Raw genomic sequence first — 22722 nt, forward strand, 5'->3', positions numbered from 1 at the left:
TTGCTGCAGGAATGATAATCAATAAAAAGAACCCATGCAATCCCGTTCCAAGGACTGCGTGGGCCTAATTTACAAAACCTAAGCTAATTGTTCAACCTATTATTTTTTTACCGCTGCTTTCAAAATTTCGATTCTCTTTTTTTAGACATATTTGATGAAGTGGAAATACTGTATTTGTAATCAACAGAAAATGTATTTATTTCTTAACCATCGTCTTTGCAAGCTTGATCAGGTCTTCCTTTGTCAGCGGATTGTCAGGATTGGTTGAAATCGAGAACCCTTTACCCTGTTCATACCAACTTAATGTGTTACTAATAAATTTTGAATCAAGTTTTGGATTTTCCTTTTTCACATCCGCAGCAATTTTGTAGACAAATCCTTTTTCTTTCTTATCCATTTCTTCAATCCGATAACTCGAGAACTGTATATAATCCTTTCCGTTTGCGAAACGTAACTGGATCATATTCGTATCCTTCCACTCAAGCTTCTTTGAATACACCTTTTTACCGAGCTTTTTAGCCTCAGACATTACGGCTGCCGCATACTCATTTGTATACGGCCCTACAACAATAACCCCGTCGTACGTATAGCTCTTCGACAGGTCAGCAGGCTTCTGTGGAGCCGGCTCTTTCATAACACGCAATAACTTCTCATAGTCCTCGTATCTCTCATATCGTGGATTAAAGTTGCCATAACCAAAAACCTCAAATCCCTTTGGCTGAAAACTGCTGTATATTAGATACATATCACACGGATTTTTTTCCAACAGTTTGTCAAGTTTAGCCTTCTCTGCTTGCTCCAACTTCTCGCCTTCACTTGCAGCCATTGGTTTCGTTGCTGCTGACTTCAAGTTGATGCCGCTTATAGCATGATCTGACGCTGTGCCTGACATGAGGTGCATGGATCCGAACAATAGAATGCTGCATAGTGAAGCAATTGCTATTTTCATCTTCGTATTCATATAAAATCGCACCTTTCCTGTATTAGTATGTAATATCTACCATTTATATAACAATTTCAACCATTTGATTTGTGACATGACTTTCAATCGAAGAAACGCAAATACCCCCAGGTTAGACATGCTGATCCACGTCTTCCCTGAGGGTGTTCAATATCGGACTATCTTACGTTTCGTATCAATAACAGGAGGCTTCTTACTTTTTGACCATCGTTTTTGCCAACTTGATCATATCTTCCTTCGTCATTGGATTCTTTGGATTCGTATGAACGGAAAGCAACTTGCCGTGTTGGATCCAAACCAACGAATTTACTAGATATTTCTCGTCTACATATGGATTATCTTTTTTCATTTTTTCCGCGCTTGTATAGGTATACTCTTGACTAAAATTTTTCTTATCCACCGCATCAGGCTTCCTACTGCTTATTTTGATAAAATTGTCTCCATTTTTGAATTCTAATTTGGTTTCATTTGTGATTGTCCAGTTAAGCTTTTTAGAGTAAATCTGTTTTTTTAATTTTTTCGCTTCTGCTTTCAATTGCGCAGAATAATCTGTGCTGTATGGTCCTATCATCTCTGCCTCGGAGAAGACATATCCCTTAGGCAAGTTAGCAGGTTGTTGCAGCGTTGCCTCCTTCAAACTGGCTGCTTTCTTCAGATAGTCTTCATATTTATTAAATTTCGGCCTGGTGTTGCCCATCATGTAGACTTCCACACTGCCTTTGACTTTTGTCAATTCTTTACTTACATACACAATATAGGTATCATCCGGATTTTTTTCAAGCAATTTGGTAATTCTATCCTGTTCTGCTTTCTCCAGCTTTTCACCTTCAGTCATGGTCTTTGGTTTAGCTGCTGCCGTCTTCAGCGTAATATCGCTTATCGAACGAGAAGATGCTGCCTCTGCTGCGAGATTCATCGAACCGATTAATAAAATCCCGCTTATTGTTGCGATTGCTATTTTCATCGTCATTTTCATTTCAAATTACTCCCTTCTTGTTTTAACGTGGAATAGTATCTATTTATATAACAATTTTCAGTATGCCATTTGTGACATCATTTTCAGTAGTCCATGAAACAAAAACAACCCTCAGATTAAGACATTCTCTCTACGTCTTCCCTGAGGGTCGTTTATATCAAAGTAACTACTGTTATTCACCGTAAAATGAAATCTTTTTTATTTTTTGACCATTGTCTTTGCAAGCTTGATCAGGTCTTCTTTTGTTAAGGGGTTTCCCGGATCCGTTTCAATCTTGAATTGTTTTCCTTTTTCAAACCAAATGAGCATATTTTTGGGGTCTTTCTCATACACTTTATTTTTCTTACTTAACTCCTCAGCAGTCTGATAGACGTAGCCTTTTTGATTTACAACCTCATTAGGATCCAGACGCATATAGCCTAATATTAGTTTATGCTCCCCATTCGCATACTCTAGTTCGATTCCTCTCGCGTGCACCCAGTTAATCTTTTTGGAGTAAACCTGCTTTCCAAGCTTTTTAGCTTCAGCCTTCATTTCAGCAAAATACTCCCCGCTATTTGGTCCCTTCATTGCTGCCTTTACAATATCCTTCCGGCAGATCTGCCGGTTGCTGCAGCACGCCGTCTTTTAAAGTAGACGCCTTCTTAAGATAGTCCTTATAACTGTCATATTTTGGCCAAACATTGCCCTTGAAGAACACCTCTATTCCTTTTGTTTTCGTTAATTCATTACTGACATATACCGCATACAGATCCTCTGGATTTTTAGCCAGCAACTTGTCAATTTTAGCAGTTTCTTCTTTTTCTAGCTTCTCCGCCTTACTTTCATTCTTCTTATTAGCAGCCGCTATCTTCATCATCATTTCGCTTGGAGCAAGAGACGGCGCAGCCAAAGCCGTAAAATGCACGGAACTTATAAATAAAATTCCACTAAGCGTCGCAATCGTCATTTTCATTGTCGTCTTCATATTGATAGTTCTCCTCTCTGTTTTTCATATCGCAGAGCTAATTTCCACTTTACCTACTTAACAACATAAAACTTTTGTTTGTGACATAAACTAAAAATTACTTTGTACAAAAAATAACCCCCAGAAAAACTGCTAACCTTTCACGGCTTCTCCGGGGATTGCTCGATATATTTCGTCAGATTGCGAAACCTTTCTTCGTGCGAATATGGGCACGTCCCCCTATGCATAACAATCTCCACAACCCATTTTTCGACAGACTTCCAGCAATTCCAGACACAAAAAACTCCCTACAAAGGAATACTTAGCATGTAAGTTCCTTTGAGGGAGCCGTGCTCATTTGCCTTTACATGTTACACATGCAGACTTTATGATATGAAGTTACATTACTTTGGATCGAAGCCCGCTTCTGCAACGGGATTCACTGAGCCCCTGTTCTTCTATATTTCTACGTACCAGCTAGTCCCTTTGTTTCATCTTTACGATTTTGACTTCGTTCGAACAGGAGGAAGCAGCTTCTTCATATTCACGGTACGCTTCTTCTCCCATGTTTCCGGGTTCGCCTCGTCGAACTGCTCCAAATACGCAATGACTTCCTTCGTAATTGGCGTCGGCGTCGAAGCGCCGGAGGTTACACCGATCTTCTTAACGCCACGCAGCCATTCCACATCCAGCTCGGACAGATCGCCAATGCGGTATGCCTTCGTTCCGCCAATCTCCTCCGACACCTGAGCAAGACGATTCGAGTTATTGCTGCGAGGGTCGCCGACGACGATAACGAGATCGCATTCTCCCGCTTGTTCAGCAACTGCAGCTTGCCGAACCTGTGTCGCCATACAAATTTCGTTATGGATTTCGGCCGTCGGGAATTTCTCAACCAGCCGATTCATAATATGCTTAATATCCCACTGGCTCATCGTCGTCTGATTCGTAATAATAATTTTGTCTGTCGCCAATTGAAGCGTCGGAACTTCTTCTTCTCGTTCGATCAAGTGTACCTTGTCCGGTGCGACACCTATCGCCCCTTCAGGCTCCGGATGCCCTTTCTTCCCGATGTAAATAACCGCGTAGCCGTCGGCCGTCTTCTCTCGAATTAAATCATGAGTACGCGTTACATCCGGACAAGTAGCGTCGACCGTAGTAAGCCCCTTCTCGCGAGCCTTGCGTCGAACTTCTGGCGACACGCCATGTGCCGTGAAGATAATTGTCCCAGATTCCACCTGATCCAGTATTTCCATCCGGTTCGGGCCATCAAGCGTAATAATTCCTTCATCCTCAAATGCGTTTGTCACATGACTGTTATGCACAATCATGCCCAATATATAAATAGGCCGCGGCAAATCCAAATTGCGTGCTGTTTGCTGCGCAATGACCATTGCATCAACAACGCCATAGCAATAACCGCGCGGTGTTATTTTCTTTACTTCCACAAGTACACCTGCTTCCCTTCCAATCGCTTCGTTTGCTGGCAGAGCTGTGTCTACACCCGCTGCGAGCATCCGGCATCTCCATTATACCGGAATTTCCTCACTCGCGTCGACCGAGGTAAGCGGCAGCCAAATGATGAACGTCGTTCCTTCTCCAGGCTTCGTAACCACTTCTACAGAACCGCGATGCTCATCAATAATCCACTTTGCAATCGACAGACCGAGCCCTGTACCCGAAGTCACGCCGCGAGATACGTCTGCACGATAGAATCGTTCAAAAATATACGGAACTTCCTTCTGATTCATGCCCATGCCTGTATCCTGCACCTTCAAGCCAATCTGATCATCTTGTAAAATAGCATCAAGACGAACAAATCCGCTATCCGTGTATTTAAAGGCATTTTCGATAAATATAAACAGCATCTGCTGCAAATAATCTTTGTTTCCCCACACCACTCGATCCTCGATTGCCGAAATATCTCCAAGTATCCACTCTGCCTTGCGCGGCAGGAACTGCGCCCTGCGCACCACCTCTTCCACAAGCGGCTTCAATTCGAGTATGGACTTCTCCATCACATAGCCCGCATCCGCACGAGCCAAGGACAGCATATCATTGACGAGCCTGCTCATCCGGCGCGATTCATCAGAAATATCACTCAGCGCCTCCATGGACATCTGCTGCTTGTCAGCTTCCGTAAGGGCAAGAGAGCCTCCCTCCTGGAGCCACATCTTTGCAAGCAGATCCACATTTCCGCGTATCGTCGTCAGCGGTGTACGCAGCTCATGCGAGGCATCAGATACGAATCTGCGCTGAGCCCGATAGGCTTCGTCAAGCTCATTGTAAAAAGCCTCCATGCGCCCAAGCATACTGTTAATCCTGTCGGTCAATTGGCCAATCTCATCATCCGGCGGCCCTACACGCGGAATTCTCACGCTTAGATCCGCGCCTTTCTGAATCCGATCGGTCGCTCTAATGATGTTCCCAATCGGGCGAAGTGATTTCTGCGCCAGGAACAGCCCTAGCGAGAATGCCAGCACCACCGTAACCATGGAGGCCACAATCAGAATGCTCCGCAATTCACGCATAAATCTAGATTCATGTCCGGTATATGCAGCAACTTGCACCGCCCCGATAATTGAATCGTTATTCTCTAATCTAATCGGCTGTTCATATACGAGAAATTGAAGCGACTGCACCTCAACCTTGCGAATGCCTGCTTGAATCTGATTGACATTCGTCGGAACCGGCAGCTTCAAACCTAACGACTTCAAATTATCAGAACGAATAAGCTTGCCTGAACTGAAATTAATCGTTTGGAAGAACACTTCTTCATTGTTTAACCGATTGGATTTCTGAACATCCCAATTTAGCTGTGAACGTTCCCAGTCGATAGTCGGGTAGATGTACAATTGATCCATTTGATTCGTAATACGCGCCTTAACATCCCGATAAAGGTTGTAATCGACAAATGTATAAATCGCGATGCCGAACAAAAACAAGGTAAAGGCAAGCAACGCTGAATACCAAACTGTAAGCCGCAATCGAATCGACATTGATTTAGCTGTCCCCTCTCAATACATAGCCCGTCCCGCGAATCGTTAGTATGATGCGTTTGCCTCCATGCTCTTCCGTCTTCTGGCGAAGCATTGCAATGTATACTTCCAGTACATTGGATTCACCGCTGTAGTCGTATCCCCATATTTTCTCCATAATCATATCACGCGGCAGCACCCGCTTCGGATTTTGCATGAACAGATGGAGCAATTCGAATTCCTTCGCTGTCAGCTCGATTGCCTTGCCGTCCCGCTGCACCTCGCGTGTATGCAAGTCGAGCACAACATCCTCGAACGTCAATCGATGCGATCCACCCTCATTGTCACTGCGACGCCTCAGCAAGGCACGTACACGCGCAAGAAGCTCTTCAAGCGCAAAGGGCTTCACCAAGTAATCATCCGCCCCATTATCCAATCCCTTCACGCGATCCTGCACTTCATCCTTAGCCGTCAACATAAGTACAGGCACTGAGCTGCCGCCTTCACGCATACGACGGCATACTTCCCAACCATCGACTTCCGGCATCATAACATCCAAAATAACCATATCCGGTTCATGCAGCATCATATCCCGAAGTCCTTCTGCTCCATTCGAAGCCGTTCGCACCTCGAAGCCTTCAAATACTAACCCTCTTCGAAGCATCGAGGTAATTTTCTCATCATCATCAATGACCAATATCGTCGATCGCATCATTTCTCAACTCCTAATTCCTATTTTCATCAAATATTGCAAATCATTTTCCATTCTTCCAATTAAAGCGAAAAGGAAGCCAGTAATCGCCGTAGCCATTCTGTGCTTCCTATCCTTATACTTTAAGGGGATGCGCCCTTCATGTGTCATTGTTCATGTCGAGACGCACTCCCTTCCCCTTATTGCTGTAATTGTTTTGCAAATTTATTCTTATCGCCAATCTTCACACTTACATCAATGGACTTGCCATTGCGTACAACTTGAAGCTTAGCCGTATCTCCAACCTTTTTCTTACTAATTTGCTCAATTAGCTCTTCCTTGGTTGTAAATTTAGCGCCATCCATGCCAGTAATGATATCGTAAGCACGCAGGTCTGCCTCATATGCAGGCGAGCCGAACAACACTTCACTTACGAGAGAACCTTTAATCAAATTCATACCCAATCGATCTGCAATATCATCTGTCATCGTAATCAATGTTGCGCCGATAAATGGAAGAGGCTCCTTTGGAATCTCGCGCTTGTTCTTCAAGTCTTCCACAACTTTGCTGATTACATTGGATGGAATGGCAAAGCCAATTCCTTGCGCTTGACGGCTTACCGCCACATTCATGCCGATAACTTCACCTTGCATATTCAACAGCGGTCCTCCAGAGTTACCTGGATTAATGGATGCATCCGTCTGAAGCAAGTGCTGGTATTCACGCGCGCTGCCGTTATCGTCAACATTGATTTTGCGTTCACGCGCACTCAGAACACCAACGGTTACCGTATGATCAAATCCGGACGGGTTGCCAATCGCAACGAGCCAGTCTCCAATTTGCGTTGCATCGGAATTGCCAAGGCTAACGGTCGGAAGATCGCCATTGCTTTTAATTTTCAATACAGCCAAGTCCAAATCCTTGCTCTGCCCCAGCAATTCCGCCTTAAGCGGCTCCTTGCTCCCTTCAACCTGTACTTGAATGGTCTCCGCACCTTCAATAACGTGCTGATTCGTCAAAATATATCCCTCTTTATCGAAAATGAATCCTGTACCGATTCCAAGAGGCTGAAGCTTCGGCTTCACATCTTGACGGGAATTGTCATTGCCGTAGCTGTCTCCAAAGAATTGGCGGAAGAACGGATCGTTCATCCATGGGTTGTTGCCCCCGCTCTGGCCGCTTGTAGTAGCAAATGTTTCAATCTTCACTACAGCTGGACTCGCCTTCTTAAATACGTCGGCCACACTGTTCGAGCCGTTAGGCAGCGTAGTTCCCGGACCATTCGTTTGGACTGCATTCGCTGCGCTGCTTCCCGCTCCTTCACCAGCAAGCGCGGTGCCGCCCGTGAACAGATTCGCCTTGTCAGCTGTAACCATAAGTGCCGTTATAACTAAGGCCCCTGCCATGAAGGAGGCGAACATAGCCTTAAACGATGTTCCACCCTTGCGCTTTGACTCCTTGAAGTTCCAACCACCTTGCGGCGGAGCGGATTGTCCTCCGCCATCTCCACGATTTGGAGCGGCAACACCATTAGCTTGAGCCGATCCTTGTTGTGTAACACTGGAGAACGGCAGGGGCTTCACCGGATTTGGCGGTGTAACCTGCACATCATTCATGCGGCCAGCCGGATCTATTGATGTTGTAGTTCGCGAAGGCTCTTCTTGCTTTACCGATTGATAAGGGCCGTAGGCGTAATAATAACGTTCATTGTGCTCACCATGCTCCTGAGCTTCGTCCAGACGTCCCTCGCGCTCTTGTCGAGCGTTGTCGTCTAATTCAGATGTATGAGAATCCTTGTCGGATGCACGAAATAAATTGCGTTTTTGTTCGTCCATTTTGCCTACCTCCTAAGTTAACTCGTATCGATGAAGTTTCATAATGATATGTTTATATAATGGATGATAAACCTTAATCCTAGCTTAAAATCATTATAAAACACCATAAAAGATAATACGACTAAAGTTCGACAAAAAAACAGGCCATTCGGCCTGTTTTGCAACTCCTGCTGCTCTATAGAATAAAAACTGGAAATTGGACGAGCAGACGCACACATTTGACATATCCATCAACTAGAAGCTGTTCATTCGTACCATTGCATCTATGAATAGGATAGACGAATTTATCCGCTTTTAACCCACCCTTTGCGGTGCGCGAACACAGCAAGCTGAGTACGATCCTGAAGCTCGCATTTCATGAGGAGATTCGATACATGCGTCTTAACGGTCTTAATGCTGATATGGAGCTCATCTGCGATATCCTTGTTCGTCTTGCCGTCAGCAATAAGCAGAAGCACTTCTTTTTCCCGTTCAGTCAGTCCCTCGTCATCCGGCTGAGCTGCGCGCTTGCGCAAGCCTCGAGTTAATGCCTGAGATACTTCACCGCTCATAACGGGTCTGCCCTGCAGCGCGCCACGGATCGCATATACCAGTTCTTCAGCCGACACGGTTTTGAGCACGTAGCTCACCGCCCCTGCTTGAATCGCCTCTACAACCTGATCATCCTCCATGAAGCTGGTAAGCATCACAATTCTCAAGTCCGGATATTGTGCAATAAGCTCTCTCGTTGTGTCCACACCATTCATATCCGGCATCATCAAATCCATTAGCAGCAAGTCTGGGAGCGGCTCATTGTTATTGCCCATCGCCTGAATCGCAGCTATTGCCTCTCTCCCTCCACTTGCTTCACCAACGACCTCAATTTCCGGATCGAGCATTAAGTAGGTTTGCAATCCTAGCCGTACCATTTCATGGTCATCTACGAGAAATACCGTTGTCCGATCACTCATCCGAATCCTCTCCCGTTCTTTCGCCGCTGTTCGTACGCCCTTCATCTGAAGTGCTGCTATCAGCTAACCGTTCTTTCGTCTCCTCAAATCTAGGGATGTGCACACGAATCGTCGTCCCTGCACCGGGGCGGCTAATCAGATCCATATGACCTCCCAGCTTATCCACACGCTCGCGCATTGTCGTCAATCCATAACTTCCAGCCTTAAATGATGCCCCCTGCAGATCGAATCCTTGACCATCATCCGCGACAGCAAGAATGATTTGATTCGGCGTTTCCTGCAGCGTCAAGGTCACCTTCCTCGCCTTGGCATGCTTGACGACATTCGCCATTGCCTCTTGTATCATAAGGAAGCATTGATGTTCCTTTGCCTCCGACAGTCCGCTATTCAGCTCAATATCAATTTTACCCTGCAATCCATTCTGTCTGCAATAATCTGGGAACCAGCGTTCCAACGCTTCCTGCAGCGTCTTTCCGTCGAGCTCCAGAGGCCGCAGCTGTGCGATTAATCCGCGCATTTGACGCTGTGCGGTATGGGACATTTCGACAAGATGACCGACCACCTTCTTCGCTCGCTCCAGATCCATGTCCATCACCTTCGTCAAGGACGAGGAGGCCATATGAAGCGCGAACAGCTGCTGGCTGACTGTATCATGCAAATCCCTAGCGAGCCGTCTCCGCTCTTCCAGCACGACAGCCTCACATTCCCGCTCCCGATCCATCACTTGCTGCTCGGACATTTTTTGCAACAGCCGAAGCTTCTGCTCCATCCCGCTTACCATCGTATTAAAATCCTCATATAAGCGCGCGAATGACTCCTCATCACCGAGCGGAATCCGCTCCGACCAATTCCCCTTCATTACCTGCATCATGCTCTCATGCAGCACATCGAGGCGGCGCTGAAGGCGCACGCCTGCGACATAGCCCATAATAACCGATACTATAATGACGGTAATGATGCCGAACAGCCACCAGTTCATACCCGTGTACCAGGATCCGCCATAGACAAACCCAATCCAGAACACGCTCATGATAATGCAGCCAGAAATCACAAAGGTGAGAAGCAGTTCCCACTTTACACTTTTCGTGCGGCGAAACCACCGTGACACCATGATTGCATTACCCCACTTTCATGACTTTGACATCTCCAATGAAGGTACTGACGGTAATCCGCACCTTCTTGCCCGCTTCATAAAAGTAGGGCGTCTCCACTTGCAGGTTGTTCATGAATCCTTCCTTCTCTTGATTGAACACTCTTACATCACCAAGGAAGGAGCTTGAATTCACGATCACGCCAAGATCCATATCATTCGGTACATACACCTTCACATCTCCGATAAAGGAGGAGATATTGATCTTTGTATCGCCATATGGAACCTGCGCCTTCGTCAAGTCGATGACGGTATCTCCAATAAAATGCGAGATGTTCATCGGCTTCAATTCCCAATAGTCACTGCCAAGATGAATATCACCGATAAATCCCGCCTTGTTCATCGTACCGCCCCTCGATCCATCTCCCATCGGAGGTGGTGGCGGAGGTGGAGGTGGAGGTGGAACCGAGCCTGCATACTTAAAGGGATCATAATCCGACGACCGATCTTGGCTTTGGCTGAAGTCGTCTTGTTGACGCTTGCCCCCATCCCATTTCTGTCCTGAGCCATCTTCATTATATCCGGGAGGCATGCCCGACACCCCGTCTTGCTTGAAGTGCTTGTTAAAAGTTTGATCAAAATCATCATCAAGCGGGCGAGGCTCGCGATACGATCTGTCAGTTTGCGAGCCCTGTTCATGCCAATGCCCTTCATCCCAGTGATTGCGGTCTCGACGATCCCGGTATTTATCTCTATGCCGATCCTTCCGTGGACGGATCAACATGCCTACACCAATCATAATGAGGATGAACGGAACGAGCAGTCTCATATCTGATCCTACAGACGTCGTCAAGATACCTAAGGTTGATAACTGGAAGTATCCACCGATTCCCAATAGAATAAGCCCCCATAATGCTCCGTGAATTAGGGCATTAAATCCTATTAATATGAGAATAACTGGCCAGAAGGTTCGTATTAGCTCACTCAAATCCATATCAATATATCCAAGCTGGTTAAGCATAAAAAAAGCACCGATAGCAATCAGAAACAATCCGCCCGACCATCTACCACGCTGATTATTCATTAGGTTCCCTCCATTTCCATACACATGTCATTAATTATGTACTCATTGTAAGGGATACCATGTCCAACTACCAGCGCCGGAGGAAGGAAGTTCGCCTCAGTCTCAAGACCGAGGGACTGGAAGTGAATTACTATTTTGTCCTCTTGATTCCCGGGTCAAATGAAAATGGCTGCCTCAAGGGCAGCCATTCAATCCAATGCCAGGCCGAGTCTGTCACTTGCCAATGCATCTTGGTGTATTATTTTTGGTCAGCTTCCTGCACCTTTTGCACGATGCCTTTTTGTGCTCCTGTTACACCAGCAGCGCCTACAGCGCCAGCTGTACCTGCAGCACCAACTGTACCTGCAGCCTCTTGACCGAATTCTGTATCAGCAGCAGTATTTTCTGCTGCGAATTCAGTAGAAGTATACTTTGAGTTTGCTGGGTGCATACGGTTCGCTTTGTTGTTCTTCACCATCACTATTCACCTCCTGCATCCCCGCTAATGGCGGGTCATGTTCAGAAACATTGCGTTTCTACAGGAGATATTATGCTTAGTGCGGCATTCGATTATTCGGGTTCAACAGCTCGCATTCCAGCAACGAATAAGCCTCAATTACAGCATCGAGCCCGGAATTCCTTTATTTTTAAACACCGCAGCGTTCAATTCATCGAGCATCTGCTCCGATACTTTTCCATTTCCGCGTTTAATTAGCTTGATTTCCACTTCTTTTTTCCCCCATTGCCCGTATACCTGCTTCGTTGTATGGAAGAATAAATCAAGCTTCTTACCTTTAATTTTAGAGCCAATATCCGATACAACACCGTACCCATATCCCGGAATATACAGGATACTTCCTAACGGAAAAACAGACAAATCAGCCGCAATCGTGGAGACATAATCACGACGCACCTTAACACCCGAATAGGTAACCCCATACTCCGGATGCCCCGGCTCCTTGCCGGTTGATTCTGCTCCTGCTGTATAGCCAGTAGCCACTACCTTCATTGACCGAATCACATGCTCCTTCTGGGGAGCGAGCTCAGCAGCCGTAAATGTAAGCTTGGCCGCCGCAACCGCAACATTAGGGCTTTCCTGTCCTTCTTTTGCCTTTTGCCCTTTAGCCGCTGGCAAAGGCTGCACATACACGAGTGGCAGCGCTTCATTTACAGCACTCGAGGTCCAGGTCAATTTCTTCGATTGCACCTGTAAGGAAGCATGCTTGATCCACGATGCTTGTGTCAAAGCTCCATGTTGATACATACCTGTTTCCGTCAACCATGCATGGGCAGAGACTGGAGATAGGAGCAAACCTGCTGCTGCACACAACACTGCTCCAGCAATTCCTAACGACAACCTTGCGAATACGATAGCGCGCTTATCCGATCTTGATGTCATGTTTCCCTTCCGTTCCGAACTTATAGTCGATATTGTAAACATATGGTTACCCCTCCCTTAGTGGGAAGGATGTCCTGCTCAGTTCCCTTTTATTCATATTCAACAAAAAAAGAACATCCCCGACAGATCGAGATATTCTTTCGACAGCTTTCCTCTAATGCAGCTTCTGGACGGGCAAAGCTTCTCCCACGCTGCCCAATTGGCCAGCCTGCGCATCTTCGTACAGGCTTTTCAACCAATTCAGTTCCGTTACTGTATATTTATAGCCTCCGTACAGCATATAAAGAACAGAACGAGGAGCGTATGAGATATGCTCTTCATACAAGGCCCACATTCGTTCCGCTTCCTGCTCATAGTAAGAAATGCGATTCTCAATAATCTCCATAACGATTGCCTGATCCGCATACTTCACAAAGGACAGCGCCGCATAAAAAGGATGATTCAAATGAGGCAGCTTTTTCATTTCTTCGATGAGCAGTCCTTTAAGCTCTCGCTTTCCCTTTTCCGTAATGCGATAAATCGTCTTATCCGGGCGAGAACCGCCGCTCACGAACTCGGCTTTTTCTATAAACTCGCCTTTGTTTAACTGGTCAATCGCGTAATACAATGACCCGTATTGAATTTTCATATAATTATGCATTTCGCGTTCTTTCATAGCCTGACTCATCTCATAAGGATGGCGATCTTGCTCCATAAGCAAACCAAGTATGGCCAGCTTCATCGACATGCGTTCCACCTCTTCCTTCATGAAACGACAGCCCTTTCGCAATCATGCAGGTTCTCCTCCCTGCTCAGCGGCTGCCGCACGCCCATGAGAGTGTTTAGTCATCATTGTAACACGTCCCATTAGCAAAATGAACAACAGCGAAAGCACCGCAAATGGAATAGACCAGACAAACACTTGGGCAATGGAATCAGACAGCCCACTAGTCAGTTGCTTCAAAATCGGCTCTGGAATGGATGACCGCACTTGTTCCTGCAATAGAATCTGAGGATTGCCAAGCTGTTCCACAAGCTTCGGATCAGTCAACACATCGCTGAATCGATCCCGTAAATAGGAGGTCTGAATACTTCCTAAAATACTAATCCCCAGTGTGTTGCCAAGCGTTTGAAAGAACCGCACTAGCGAATTAACCGTGCCCCGCTGCTGATAATCCACCTTATATTGTGCCGCGAGCGAAGTGACAGGGAAGGAAGCACCTATCCCAAAGCCCATCATGATCATATAGACAACCATTGTAGACATGGAGGTGTCAGGCGTTACCTGTGATAACAGCACAACAGACAGCAGCAGCAATATTCCCGATATTAGCATAATGTTGCGGAAAGACATTCTTCTTAACAGAAATCCTGCTGTAACTGTACTGCATACGAGTGCTAGCATCATCGGCGTGAGTACCGTACTGGCATTCGTTGCGGAGCCGCCCGCAACTCCCTGAATGAATAAAGGAATGAAAGTTGCTCCTGCCATCAACAGCATTCCAATGAGCATTCCTGCCCCCATGCTTGCGGTAAACAACTTATTCTTGAACAAGCCAAGCGGGACGACTGGCTCTGCCACCTTCATCTCGACAATGATAAACAGAACAAGCATGATGAGCGCCCCTGCAAATAACGCTATGATCGTTGGAGAAAACCATGCATAATCCTTGCCGCCCATTTCCAACCCGAACATGAAACACAATATCGCAACAACCAGCGTAAATGTGCCCATCCAATCAATCCGCTGCTTCTGGAAGCAAAGTGTCTCCCGATAGCCGACCATAACAAGAAGAAGGGCAATCAGTCCTAACGGAAGATTCACGTAGAAAATCCAGCGCCAGTGCAAGTGGTCGGAAAAAAATGCTCCTGCCATGGGCCCAAACACACTGGACAGGCCGAACACTGCCCCAAACATCCCTGTCATCTTTGCTCGTTTCCCCTCTGGAAATATATCGAACAGAATCGTAAATACAACCGGCATAAGCGCTCCGCCGCCAACGCCTTGAATTGCGCGAAACCAAATCAATTCGTTCATCGAACCTGCCAATCCACATAATGCCGAACCTAACATAAATAAGGCGATCCCCATTAGAAAAAAACGCTTGCGCCCGAACATATCGGATAATTTGCCGAACAGCGGCATACTCGCCACGCTCGCAATCAGATAAGCCGAGAACAACCACACGTATTGTTCGAAGCCGCCAAGCTTTGCAACAATCGTCGGCACGGCTGTCGATAATATCGTCTGATCCAACGATACGATCAACAGCCCAAGCAGAAGACCAATAACCGTTATGCGAGCACGAGTAGAAGCGCTCATTTTAACCACCCCTATATTCTAATTTGAATATTGTGAACACAAGTTCATTATATTCAAATTAGAATATAAAGCAATCTTTTTCTCGCTATTTTGGAAATTTGTAATCGAGTTCGTCCATCTATGCATAACAAAAGCCGTCGAGGAGCTTTACTCCCCGACGGCCGATTCGTTAGCGATCTGCTGCCGCTTTTTTTCGCAATCCCCACATGATGACAGCGGCGATGCACAAGAACATACCGATGATCGGTTCAATTGGCGCTTGCTCTCCAGTCTGAGGCAAGACGCCCGGACGATTCGGCTGCTGATCAACGTCGTGCTTCCCGCCCAATTCAGTACCGTCCGCTTCCTCCTCATTCGTTCCTTCATCCGGCTTTTCATCAGTACCTTGACCCTTATCCGGCTTTGTATCGTCATCCGGCTCTGTCGCTTCGCCTGGGTTAGGATTCGTCTCGCCATCTGGATTCCCAGGTCTAGGTTCCACGATTGTGCCCGGAATCGTCGTCGGTTCCTGAATACCCGGTTTACCTGACTCTATAGGCGACCCGGGATTGGTAGATCCGCCGGGATTAGTTGACCCGCCCGTTCCTGGTTCCGGATCTGGATTTGGATTGACCGTTCTTACAATAAGCCCCGCATCAATCGTAAGATCCCGTGGACGTTCCGCCGTAAGTACGATGTTGTCTGACCAACCATTTGAATCCGCATCAGAATCGAGCACGCGATTGTCTCCCTGATGTCGTTTTGTGAACGAATACCCCTCTGGCGCAATGAATCGAACCTTATAAGTGCTTACATCCAGATCATTAAATAAGTAATAGCCAGGCTGATACACGTAATCGGTCACACCAGGATCATAGACCGATCCCGTGACAGTCGGATCATAGACCGAATTTGTCACCGAGCTGTAATACACGGAATGAGTGACCGTCGTAGCCAGCTTTGCATTGTTGTAGTTATATAATTCGACCACAACTCCATTCAAACCAGTTCCATTCTCGTCCTGAATTCCATTGCCATTCGTGTCGATCCATACATATTTGCCGATGGCTCCCTTGCCCGGAATAGACGGGATATCCTTCTTAATCAGACCTGCGTCAATGTCATGATTTTTACCGCCTTGTCCTAGCGTAATGACGTCCGTTCTGCCTTCCACGTTAGCCTTGGAGTTCCGCCCTAGATTCGTTATCGCATCCTTCACCGTAAATGCATCATAGCCTTCCGGCAAGTGGAACGTAACGTAGTATTTGCCCGCATCCAATCCAGTAAACAGATAGTATCCAGGTTGCCCTTCGTGATTATTGCCGGTTACAGTGGTTTGTATCACCTTGCCGTCACTCTCGCGATGCAAGTCGACGCGAACGCCGTTAACGCCATGATCCTGACCTTCATCTTGAATCCCGTTTCCGTTTTCATCGTACCAGACGTAGTCCCCAATCTCTCCCTTTGGATCGCCCTTAATCTTAATACCGACCTTAAGCGGTTCAGCCGGGAGCATAGCTATGTCGCTAATGACTGAAGTCGCGGTATATCCGAAGGAATTCCATGCAATCTGATCGCCGCCTGTAGGCGCGTCAACCGGCGCACGCATTGTCCATGTCAATTCCTTGGATTGTCCGGGAGCCAGTATAACATCACTGGCGAATTCGAACTTTAAGGCTCGTACCTTCGAAATATCTTGCGGGGGCTCCTTATCCCAGTTGCCGCCTGACATCGATACCGCTTCATCGATGCTGTAATATACCGTTACACCGTTCGAAGGCAATATCGGCTCCTTCAGAATCGGGGTCCACTTACTGCTTCGCGGCGTTTTATCGATGACTCCGTGATCACCGATATGCGGAAGCGCATCTACGATCAAAAGGTTTTTGACACCAATTGATCCCCGGTTCGTTATGGAGATTTTATACTTAATTTCTCCACCCGGCGCAGCATTTCCGATATTTGGATATTTTGACCATTGCCCGTTATCTAAATCCCCTAGAACCCATTTTTCCGAGACCAAGCTATCGATGCCGTTCACATCAATTTTATCTCCGTTATATACATACCACTTGCCGTCCTCTTGCTTGTATCGCTGGTTCTTAAAGTTGGTCAGCCCGTTAATATAGTTGTGCCGTTCTGAAGTGACCTCGACTTCATTGTAAACTTCGCCTGTCGGGGTATCCGGCTTCACTCTCGCTTCGAAGGTAAAGGTGAGCGCCTCGCCCTTCTGCAGCGTCAAGGAGTTGTTGCCGTTCATGCCCCATGCCCATGTAATCGGCGTGCGCCCTTGCTGATCCTCCTTCGCTTCTGAGAACGCAGGAGCAGGCACCTGCTTGCCGTTAATTGGCTCCAGCTTTAAACTATCCGGCACATATTCCAATTCTTTCGGCAGCAGGTCGGTAACAACCGGATCGTGAAACGGAACATCTATTGGGCTGGCATTGGTTGCAACAATCTTATAGGTAACCGTACCTCCTGGAGAAGTACTTTTTCCACGTACAACCGTTTTATCCACTTCCAACAGCGGACGCTTATCTACCGCTAATACCTTAACCCCCGTTAAATACTCGGTCTTCTCGCCGTTGAAGCTGTATTCCATGCTTGCATAGTTAATCGTTTGTTTCCACTGCTTCGGGTGCTGCTTGGCTTCTTCGTTTGTAGGAAGTCCGTTATTTTTATCCAGATAGGTAAAGTCGTCTTTTGGATACTTTTCTGTCAGGCGGGGAAAATCGCCATACTTATAATCATCATGTTTGACGCTATCATAAGACGTTAATTGATAACGAAGTTCTAAAACGTCTTGCGGACGGAACGCAACAGGGACGTCGCCCAAAACAAGGCGGATGCCTTGAATGTCAGCGTTAAGTTCTGCTGCCAACAGCTCGTGTTTTGTCTTGAAACTTAGTCCCTTCCAAGTCTTCCAATCTCTTTCCTCAGGTGTGCGTTTCGACGTATACTGAATCTCGTACTCATCTTTATCTGCACCATCGAAGGCCGGAATGCGGATATATTGCAATTTCATGCCCTTCGGCGTCATATCTGTCATGACGGCCTGATTCAGAGAGACATTGGCAGCATTCCCTACTCCGCCAATAAAAAAGCTGACTTCCTGGCCTTCCGATAATTCCTTCTCCTGGCCGCTCCATATTTGCTTGTAAATCCATATTCCTCCGCCAGGTTGCTTAATAAAGTCGTGTTCAGTCTTCGCTGTCAGCTGCTTGGCCGTATCTCCCAAAGGTTGATAGGTTGCTTTGGCCGTATTCACCACCGTTTTCGTATCGCCAGTGCTCGGATCAATCACCTTATCTTTAGGATACAAAACCGTCACGAGTATACTTTTGGAACGCTCCGTTATTTTCTCCTTATTGAGCTCCTTCGCATCAATTTTCCATGTTAAGGTCTGGCCCTGTATGGAATCAGGCGCGGGGGCTGCCTTAGAGAATTCGGCTTCAGGCGGCAGAACGTCGGTAATCACTACATGGTCAATGTTGAGATTGCCGTCTTTGTCTGCCGGATTCTTGTTGTCCTTCAGCATAATTTCATAGACGACTTCATTTCCTGGCTGCGGCTTCACGCCTTCAACGGGTACGATTCGCTCCTTAGTAAGTGCCCAGTCCGCGGATGCCTTCCCTGTAACGGTTACAGGGTTCGATTCGACCTGTAAGCTTCCGGAACGTTGGTTAAATGTCGCAGTTGTCGTTCCAGCAGCCCCGTTAGGCGTTGTGTGATTAGGGAAATAAGCCTTCACCTGCAGTTTTCCCGTCGCGCCAGATGAAGTAGGATTCTTGAATGTAAACGTCACTTTATCCATGCCGTCCATATTCTCATGCTTACTTACAACATGTTCAGAACCCTGCACTTCCTCGAACACGATGCCTTTAGGCAAGGGAAGCACAATTTCCGCATTGGAATAGTCCTCTGTCGTACTGGATAGGCTGTACTCAATTGTGTAGGTAAATGTCGCTCCTGTGAGCACTGTGTCCATACTGCTGCTTAATCGCAATTGAATTCCTCGTGAGTCGTTACCTGTTGCGTTCGCATGCGCCGTGACAGGCAGGAGCACTGTGTTCAAGATGAGCAACAGCGCCCATATGGACGCCTGCGCCCTTCTTAGTGTCCTCCTCAAATCGATCTCTTCTCCTTTCTGTAAATAAATTTGAGCCGTCCGTTTAGGAATCTATCCACACGTACGACTTCCTTCCTATCCTAATCAATGGCACTGAACAAATTCTGAATGAAGGAGGAGGAATCTTAAGCGATATGCAAAGATAGGGGAAAAATGCGAAGACAAAAAATAAGGCAGGCGATTGCCTGCCATTGCCATACATGAAAGTAACGCTGAACTTCATCCCATGGCATATAAACCAAGCATGCGTTCAGGGGATTTTGGCGTTTGCGCTATTGGCTCAACACACGCTTTTCCAGCTTGCGGCCGGTCGGCGTGTTGGCCAGACCGCCTCCAGCAGTTTCACGGTAGGCGCTTGGCATGGAACGTCCAACTTCATACATGGCCATAATCACCTCATCGGCCGGTATTCTGCTCTTGATGCCGGCTAAAGCCATATCCGCGGCTACGACCGCCGATGAGGCACCGACTCCGTTCCGCTTCACGCAAGGGACTTCTACAAGGCCTGCTACCGGATCACATACTAATCCCAACATATTCTTGAGTGCAATCGCCATCGCTTCTGCCGATTGCTTTGGCGTTCCGCCTGCCATTTCTACGACAGCCGCAGCAGCCATTCCCGTTGCGGATCCAACCTCTGCTTGGCAGCCGCCAGCCGCGCCCGCGATGCAGGCGTTATTCGCGATTACGAATCCAAAGGCGCCTGCTGTAAATAGAAATTCAAGCATTTGCTCCCGCGTAGGATTCAGCTTCTCCTTGACGGCGAACAAAACCCCTGGAACGACGCCTGCCGAACCTGCGGTCGGATTGGCGCAGATGATGCCCATGGCCGCATTTACTTCGTTGGTAGCAACAGCCTTGCTAACTGCATCAAGTACGAGGGATCCAGCTAATGCATTGCCACTGGCTATATATTGTTGAAGGAGGAGTGCATCCCCTCCGGTCAAGCCGGAGAGAGACCGGACTCCTTTTAATCCTTTCTCGATGGCCTGCTCCATCACGGTCAGATTGGCATCCATCGCCTTCATGATTTCTTCTTCCGTCTGCTGCCGAAGCGATACTTCTCTCTCCAGCATCACGCGGGATATTTTACACTGCCTCTCTTCGGCCAACCGGACAAGCTCTGCTACGCTATGGAACATGATTGCCCTCCTTCCGCGCCCGTGCGCTGGTAGGTTTGCACTTGCCATATTTCTTTTATATGGGGGAGCGCATGCATGCGATTGATCACTGTCACATCAACCGCTTGGTCAAGCTCGATGGCCATCAAGGCGCTCTCGCCTTTACCTGAACGGGACACTTCCATATATCCGATATTTATATGATGCTGTGCAAGCAGCGAGGTTACATTTGCAACGGCACCCTGCTTGTCCTCATGCAGGACGAGCATGGCTGGAACTCTGCCGGCTGGATTCGGATCCAATTGTACGACTTCGCGGATTTCCATGCTTCCTCCGCCGATTGACACGCCGACGACCTCGATCGCGCCGCGCTTGTCCCGCAACGTGAGGCGTGCCGTATTCGGATGCTCGCTCTCCTCCTCCGATGTCACGAAAGTAATGCGGACGCCCTGCTCTTCTGCGATGCTGAGGGCATTCGGAATTCGTTCGTCTGACGTATCAAAGTCCAAGATTCCGCTTACGATTGCCATATCGGTCCCATGGCCTTTGTACGTTTTCGCAAATGAACCGTATAAGGTAACTGTGACGGATTCTGGCAGTCGTCCGAACAGATTGCGGGCTGCGCGTCCAATTCGGTTGGCTCCTGCCGTATGCGAGCTGGATGGGCCGATCATGATAGGGCCGATAATATCAAATACAGATGTGAACGGCATAATAATTCCCCCCTTACAAGGAATTGATGGATGACTGAGACTATTTTTGTTATATCTTGTTCTGGTTTACGCCACTTCAGTGCCGGCTGCGGCTGCAGGCTTAGGAGAAAGCGCGGTTCCGCGAATCTCAGCGACCGTGCGGATCTTACATTTTTTGAAGATCAGCGAGCCGATGTAACCTGCCGTGATGCCGCATAGTGCGCAAAGGGCTGCCGCAATCGTTACCGTCAGCGGATCGTTGAAGCCGTACATCACCATGAGTCCCGCAATTGGGGTTGCAGTACCTGTCGCATTATTCGTCAGATTGAACAAAGCTACGACGACCCCAGCCATCGCTCCTCCCAAGAAGTTGGTTACATATACCGGAATCGGATTGGCTGATATGATGTCTGCTTGCGTTAATGGTTCAATCGCTACCGCAATCGTGTCTCTCCGGTCACCAAACTTCATACGATGGAAAAAGACGAAGTTCATGAAGGATGATCCCATGACGGACAAAGCTCCGATGGCCATCGGCAAGCCTGTAAGTCCCAGCATGGCAGTCAGCGCCATCGAGCTGAGCGGTGCGGTTGCGACGACGGTTATAACTCCACCGAGCACGATACCCATAACGATTGGGTTATCATTTGCTGCCGTTGTAATGATGCCGCCAATATTAAGCAGTGTTGCATTGACTACTGGCGTTGCTATGTTTGCTACAAATCTAACAAGCGGTGCGGCAACGATGATGCATACGATCAGATCTAGTCCGTCCGGAACTTTCTTCTCGATTAGTTTGACAAGGAACGATACAAGATAACCGGCAATGAAGCCAGGCAGCAATCCTGTTCCCGCACACGCTGCCCCCAGCAGCAGAGCATAGACGGGGGAAATGCCCATTGCGAGCGCTACCAATGCGGCTGCGACCACACCGCCCATACTGCCGGAAGCGAGCCCAACCTCTTTGGCAAGACTGAAGCCAAACAAATCGCCACCTACATAACTTTGAAATGCTTCTACCAAAAAACTGGCAACTGCCGCACTTGCCAAGGCCCCCATTGCCTTCATGCCGTTAGGCGCTTTAAAGCTGAAAAGGGAGAAAAGGGACAATACGAGCAATAGTAGGGCTGTACCGATTACGATGTCCATACGTGAAGCTCCTCCTTCATGGGTACATATTAGTGGTAACCGCTTACAAAACATTTAAGGCGCATTTTTACTGCTACATGATTGATTAAATAAAATTTTTAATTAATGATTAATCATTAATTAACTCAAAAATAATTGAGTTTATCAACTTCAACTTGATTGTATCAACTTTTTTTCAATTACACAATTCTTTTATACGTATTTTCGGAAATTGACGCAATTTACCATAACTAAGCAATTTGCCATGGATAATGATTCAAGGGATAAAGGAGCAAAACAAAAAGGGAAACGCTTTAATCCCTTTAAATGAGCGTGTCTTCCTATTAATATAGGGACTTCAGTACAACTAATATCGGTGGATGGTTTTGGTAGTAAAAAAAGAAACGGGGATTGATTGAGGCTGGAGTTAGCGTTATGATAATAGTAATTCATCATTACTGTATGTTGATTCAATCAACTTT

General features: G+C 47.1%; 19 protein-coding genes. All 19 read right to left on the minus strand.

The features are described from left to right. Positions 1-196 precede the first annotated feature (196 nt). Positions 197-961 (minus strand): hypothetical protein, encoded by a 765-nt coding sequence (locus ACQ5BJ_RS20030; protein ID WP_430112103.1) that lies wholly within the window; start codon positions 959-961, stop codon positions 197-199. Between the two features lie 193 nt (positions 962-1154). Further along, complete coding sequence (locus tag ACQ5BJ_RS20035) at positions 1155-1937, minus strand: hypothetical protein (protein ID WP_262866633.1); 783 nt, start codon at positions 1935-1937, stop codon at positions 1155-1157. A gap of 198 nt (positions 1938-2135) precedes the next feature. Beyond that, a complete protein-coding gene (locus ACQ5BJ_RS20040; protein ID WP_430112105.1) occupies positions 2136-2471 on the minus strand; it encodes a hypothetical protein in 336 nt (111 codons plus the stop codon). Positions 2472-2490: 19 nt separating this feature from the next. Beyond that, the gene (locus tag ACQ5BJ_RS20045; protein WP_430112106.1) at positions 2491-2904 is read right to left on the minus strand and encodes a hypothetical protein; all 414 of its coding nucleotides are present in this window, start codon (positions 2902-2904) and stop codon (positions 2491-2493) included. 476 nt (positions 2905-3380) lie between these two features. Beyond that, positions 3381-4331 carry a 4-hydroxy-3-methylbut-2-enyl diphosphate reductase gene (locus tag ACQ5BJ_RS20050; protein ID WP_430112256.1) on the minus strand — a complete coding sequence of 317 codons (951 nt, stop codon included), beginning with the start codon at positions 4329-4331 and terminating at the stop codon, positions 3381-3383. 81 nt (positions 4332-4412) lie between these two features. After that, a complete protein-coding gene (locus ACQ5BJ_RS20055) occupies positions 4413-5882 on the minus strand; it encodes a sensor histidine kinase (protein ID WP_005548446.1) in 1470 nt (489 codons plus the stop codon). A gap of 4 nt (positions 5883-5886) precedes the next feature. Then, positions 5887-6573 carry a response regulator transcription factor gene (locus tag ACQ5BJ_RS20060; protein WP_040736178.1) on the minus strand — a complete coding sequence of 229 codons (687 nt, stop codon included), beginning with the start codon at positions 6571-6573 and terminating at the stop codon, positions 5887-5889. Positions 6574-6752: 179 nt separating this feature from the next. Next, on the minus strand, positions 6753-8387 hold the full coding sequence (locus ACQ5BJ_RS20065) for a S1C family serine protease (protein WP_005548450.1): 1635 nt from the start codon (positions 8385-8387) through the stop codon (positions 6753-6755). 284 nt (positions 8388-8671) lie between these two features. Then, entirely contained in the window at positions 8672-9337 is a 666-nt protein-coding gene (locus tag ACQ5BJ_RS20070; protein WP_005548451.1) for a response regulator, read from the minus strand. Next, the gene (locus tag ACQ5BJ_RS20075) at positions 9330-10448 is read right to left on the minus strand and encodes a HAMP domain-containing sensor histidine kinase (protein WP_005548453.1); all 1119 of its coding nucleotides are present in this window, start codon (positions 10446-10448) and stop codon (positions 9330-9332) included. Before ACQ5BJ_RS20075 ends, ACQ5BJ_RS20070 begins: the two co-directional genes overlap by 8 nt. Positions 10449-10455: 7 nt before the next feature. Next, positions 10456-11511 (minus strand): cell wall-active antibiotics response protein LiaF, encoded by a 1056-nt coding sequence (gene liaF, locus ACQ5BJ_RS20080; RefSeq protein ID WP_289356148.1) that lies wholly within the window; start codon positions 11509-11511, stop codon positions 10456-10458. A gap of 238 nt (positions 11512-11749) precedes the next feature. Continuing rightward, on the minus strand, positions 11750-11968 hold the full coding sequence (locus tag ACQ5BJ_RS20085) for a hypothetical protein (RefSeq protein WP_163977745.1): 219 nt from the start codon (positions 11966-11968) through the stop codon (positions 11750-11752). A gap of 138 nt (positions 11969-12106) precedes the next feature. Further along, positions 12107-12754 carry a 3D domain-containing protein gene (locus tag ACQ5BJ_RS20090; protein ID WP_412102513.1) on the minus strand — a complete coding sequence of 216 codons (648 nt, stop codon included), beginning with the start codon at positions 12752-12754 and terminating at the stop codon, positions 12107-12109. A 289-nt stretch (positions 12755-13043) separates the two neighbouring features. After that, positions 13044-13658 carry a PadR family transcriptional regulator gene (locus tag ACQ5BJ_RS20095; protein WP_289356149.1) on the minus strand — a complete coding sequence of 205 codons (615 nt, stop codon included), beginning with the start codon at positions 13656-13658 and terminating at the stop codon, positions 13044-13046. Continuing rightward, positions 13659-15191: an MDR family MFS transporter gene (locus ACQ5BJ_RS20100; RefSeq protein ID WP_289356150.1), complete on the minus strand. Its 1533-nt coding sequence runs from the start codon at positions 15189-15191 to the stop codon at positions 13659-13661. Between the two features lie 169 nt (positions 15192-15360). After that, complete coding sequence (locus ACQ5BJ_RS20105) at positions 15361-19299, minus strand: SdrD B-like domain-containing protein (RefSeq protein ID WP_430112110.1); 3939 nt, start codon at positions 19297-19299, stop codon at positions 15361-15363. Positions 19300-19571: 272 nt separating this feature from the next. Further along, positions 19572-20441: an L-serine ammonia-lyase, iron-sulfur-dependent, subunit alpha gene (sdaAA, locus tag ACQ5BJ_RS20110; RefSeq protein WP_005548466.1), complete on the minus strand. Its 870-nt coding sequence runs from the start codon at positions 20439-20441 to the stop codon at positions 19572-19574. Beyond that, positions 20426-21133 (minus strand): L-serine ammonia-lyase, iron-sulfur-dependent subunit beta, encoded by a 708-nt coding sequence (gene sdaAB / locus ACQ5BJ_RS20115; protein WP_430112112.1) that lies wholly within the window; start codon positions 21131-21133, stop codon positions 20426-20428. Before sdaAB ends, sdaAA begins: the two co-directional genes overlap by 16 nt. A gap of 66 nt (positions 21134-21199) precedes the next feature. Then, the gene (locus ACQ5BJ_RS20120) at positions 21200-22261 is read right to left on the minus strand and encodes a PTS sugar transporter subunit IIC (RefSeq protein ID WP_430112114.1); all 1062 of its coding nucleotides are present in this window, start codon (positions 22259-22261) and stop codon (positions 21200-21202) included. Positions 22262-22722 lie beyond the last annotated feature (461 nt).

Source organism: Paenibacillus sp. B1-35 (genome assembly GCF_050474385.1).
In the GTDB taxonomy this organism is placed as follows: domain Bacteria; phylum Bacillota; class Bacilli; order Paenibacillales; family Paenibacillaceae; genus Paenibacillus_B; species Paenibacillus_B alvei.

What these genes read in the sequence shown, in the direction of transcription:
- ACQ5BJ_RS20120 (WP_430112114.1), bottom strand. Translation starts at nt 22,261, where the DNA reads ATGGACATCGTAATCGGTACAGCCCTACTATTGCTCGTATTGTCCCTT.
- liaF (WP_289356148.1), bottom strand. Translation starts at nt 11,511, where the DNA reads ATGAATAATCAGCGTGGTAGATGGTCGGGCGGATTGTTTCTGATTGCT.
- ACQ5BJ_RS20085 (WP_163977745.1), bottom strand. Translation starts at nt 11,968, where the DNA reads ATGGTGAAGAACAACAAAGCGAACCGTATGCACCCAGCAAACTCAAAG.
- ACQ5BJ_RS20040 (WP_430112105.1), bottom strand. Translation starts at nt 2,471, where the DNA reads ATGAAGGCTGAAGCTAAAAAGCTTGGAAAGCAGGTTTACTCCAAAAAG.
- ACQ5BJ_RS20055 (WP_005548446.1), bottom strand. Translation starts at nt 5,882, where the DNA reads ATGTCGATTCGATTGCGGCTTACAGTTTGGTATTCAGCGTTGCTTGCC.
- sdaAA (WP_005548466.1), bottom strand. Translation starts at nt 20,441, where the DNA reads ATGTTCCATAGCGTAGCAGAGCTTGTCCGGTTGGCCGAAGAGAGGCAG.
- sdaAB (WP_430112112.1), bottom strand. Translation starts at nt 21,133, where the DNA reads ATGCCGTTCACATCTGTATTTGATATTATCGGCCCTATCATGATCGGC.
- ACQ5BJ_RS20075 (WP_005548453.1), bottom strand. Translation starts at nt 10,448, where the DNA reads ATGGTGTCACGGTGGTTTCGCCGCACGAAAAGTGTAAAGTGGGAACTG.
- ACQ5BJ_RS20035 (WP_262866633.1), bottom strand. Translation starts at nt 1,937, where the DNA reads ATGAAAATGACGATGAAAATAGCAATCGCAACAATAAGCGGGATTTTA.
- ACQ5BJ_RS20100 (WP_289356150.1), bottom strand. Translation starts at nt 15,191, where the DNA reads ATGAGCGCTTCTACTCGTGCTCGCATAACGGTTATTGGTCTTCTGCTT.
- ACQ5BJ_RS20070 (WP_005548451.1), bottom strand. Translation starts at nt 9,337, where the DNA reads ATGAGTGATCGGACAACGGTATTTCTCGTAGATGACCATGAAATGGTA.
- ACQ5BJ_RS20045 (WP_430112106.1), bottom strand. Translation starts at nt 2,904, where the DNA reads ATGAAGACGACAATGAAAATGACGATTGCGACGCTTAGTGGAATTTTA.
- ACQ5BJ_RS20030 (WP_430112103.1), bottom strand. Translation starts at nt 961, where the DNA reads ATGAATACGAAGATGAAAATAGCAATTGCTTCACTATGCAGCATTCTA.
- ACQ5BJ_RS20065 (WP_005548450.1), bottom strand. Translation starts at nt 8,387, where the DNA reads ATGGACGAACAAAAACGCAATTTATTTCGTGCATCCGACAAGGATTCT.
- ACQ5BJ_RS20060 (WP_040736178.1), bottom strand. Translation starts at nt 6,573, where the DNA reads ATGCGATCGACGATATTGGTCATTGATGATGATGAGAAAATTACCTCG.
- ACQ5BJ_RS20090 (WP_412102513.1), bottom strand. Translation starts at nt 12,754, where the DNA reads ATGTATCAACATGGAGCTTTGACACAAGCATCGTGGATCAAGCATGCT.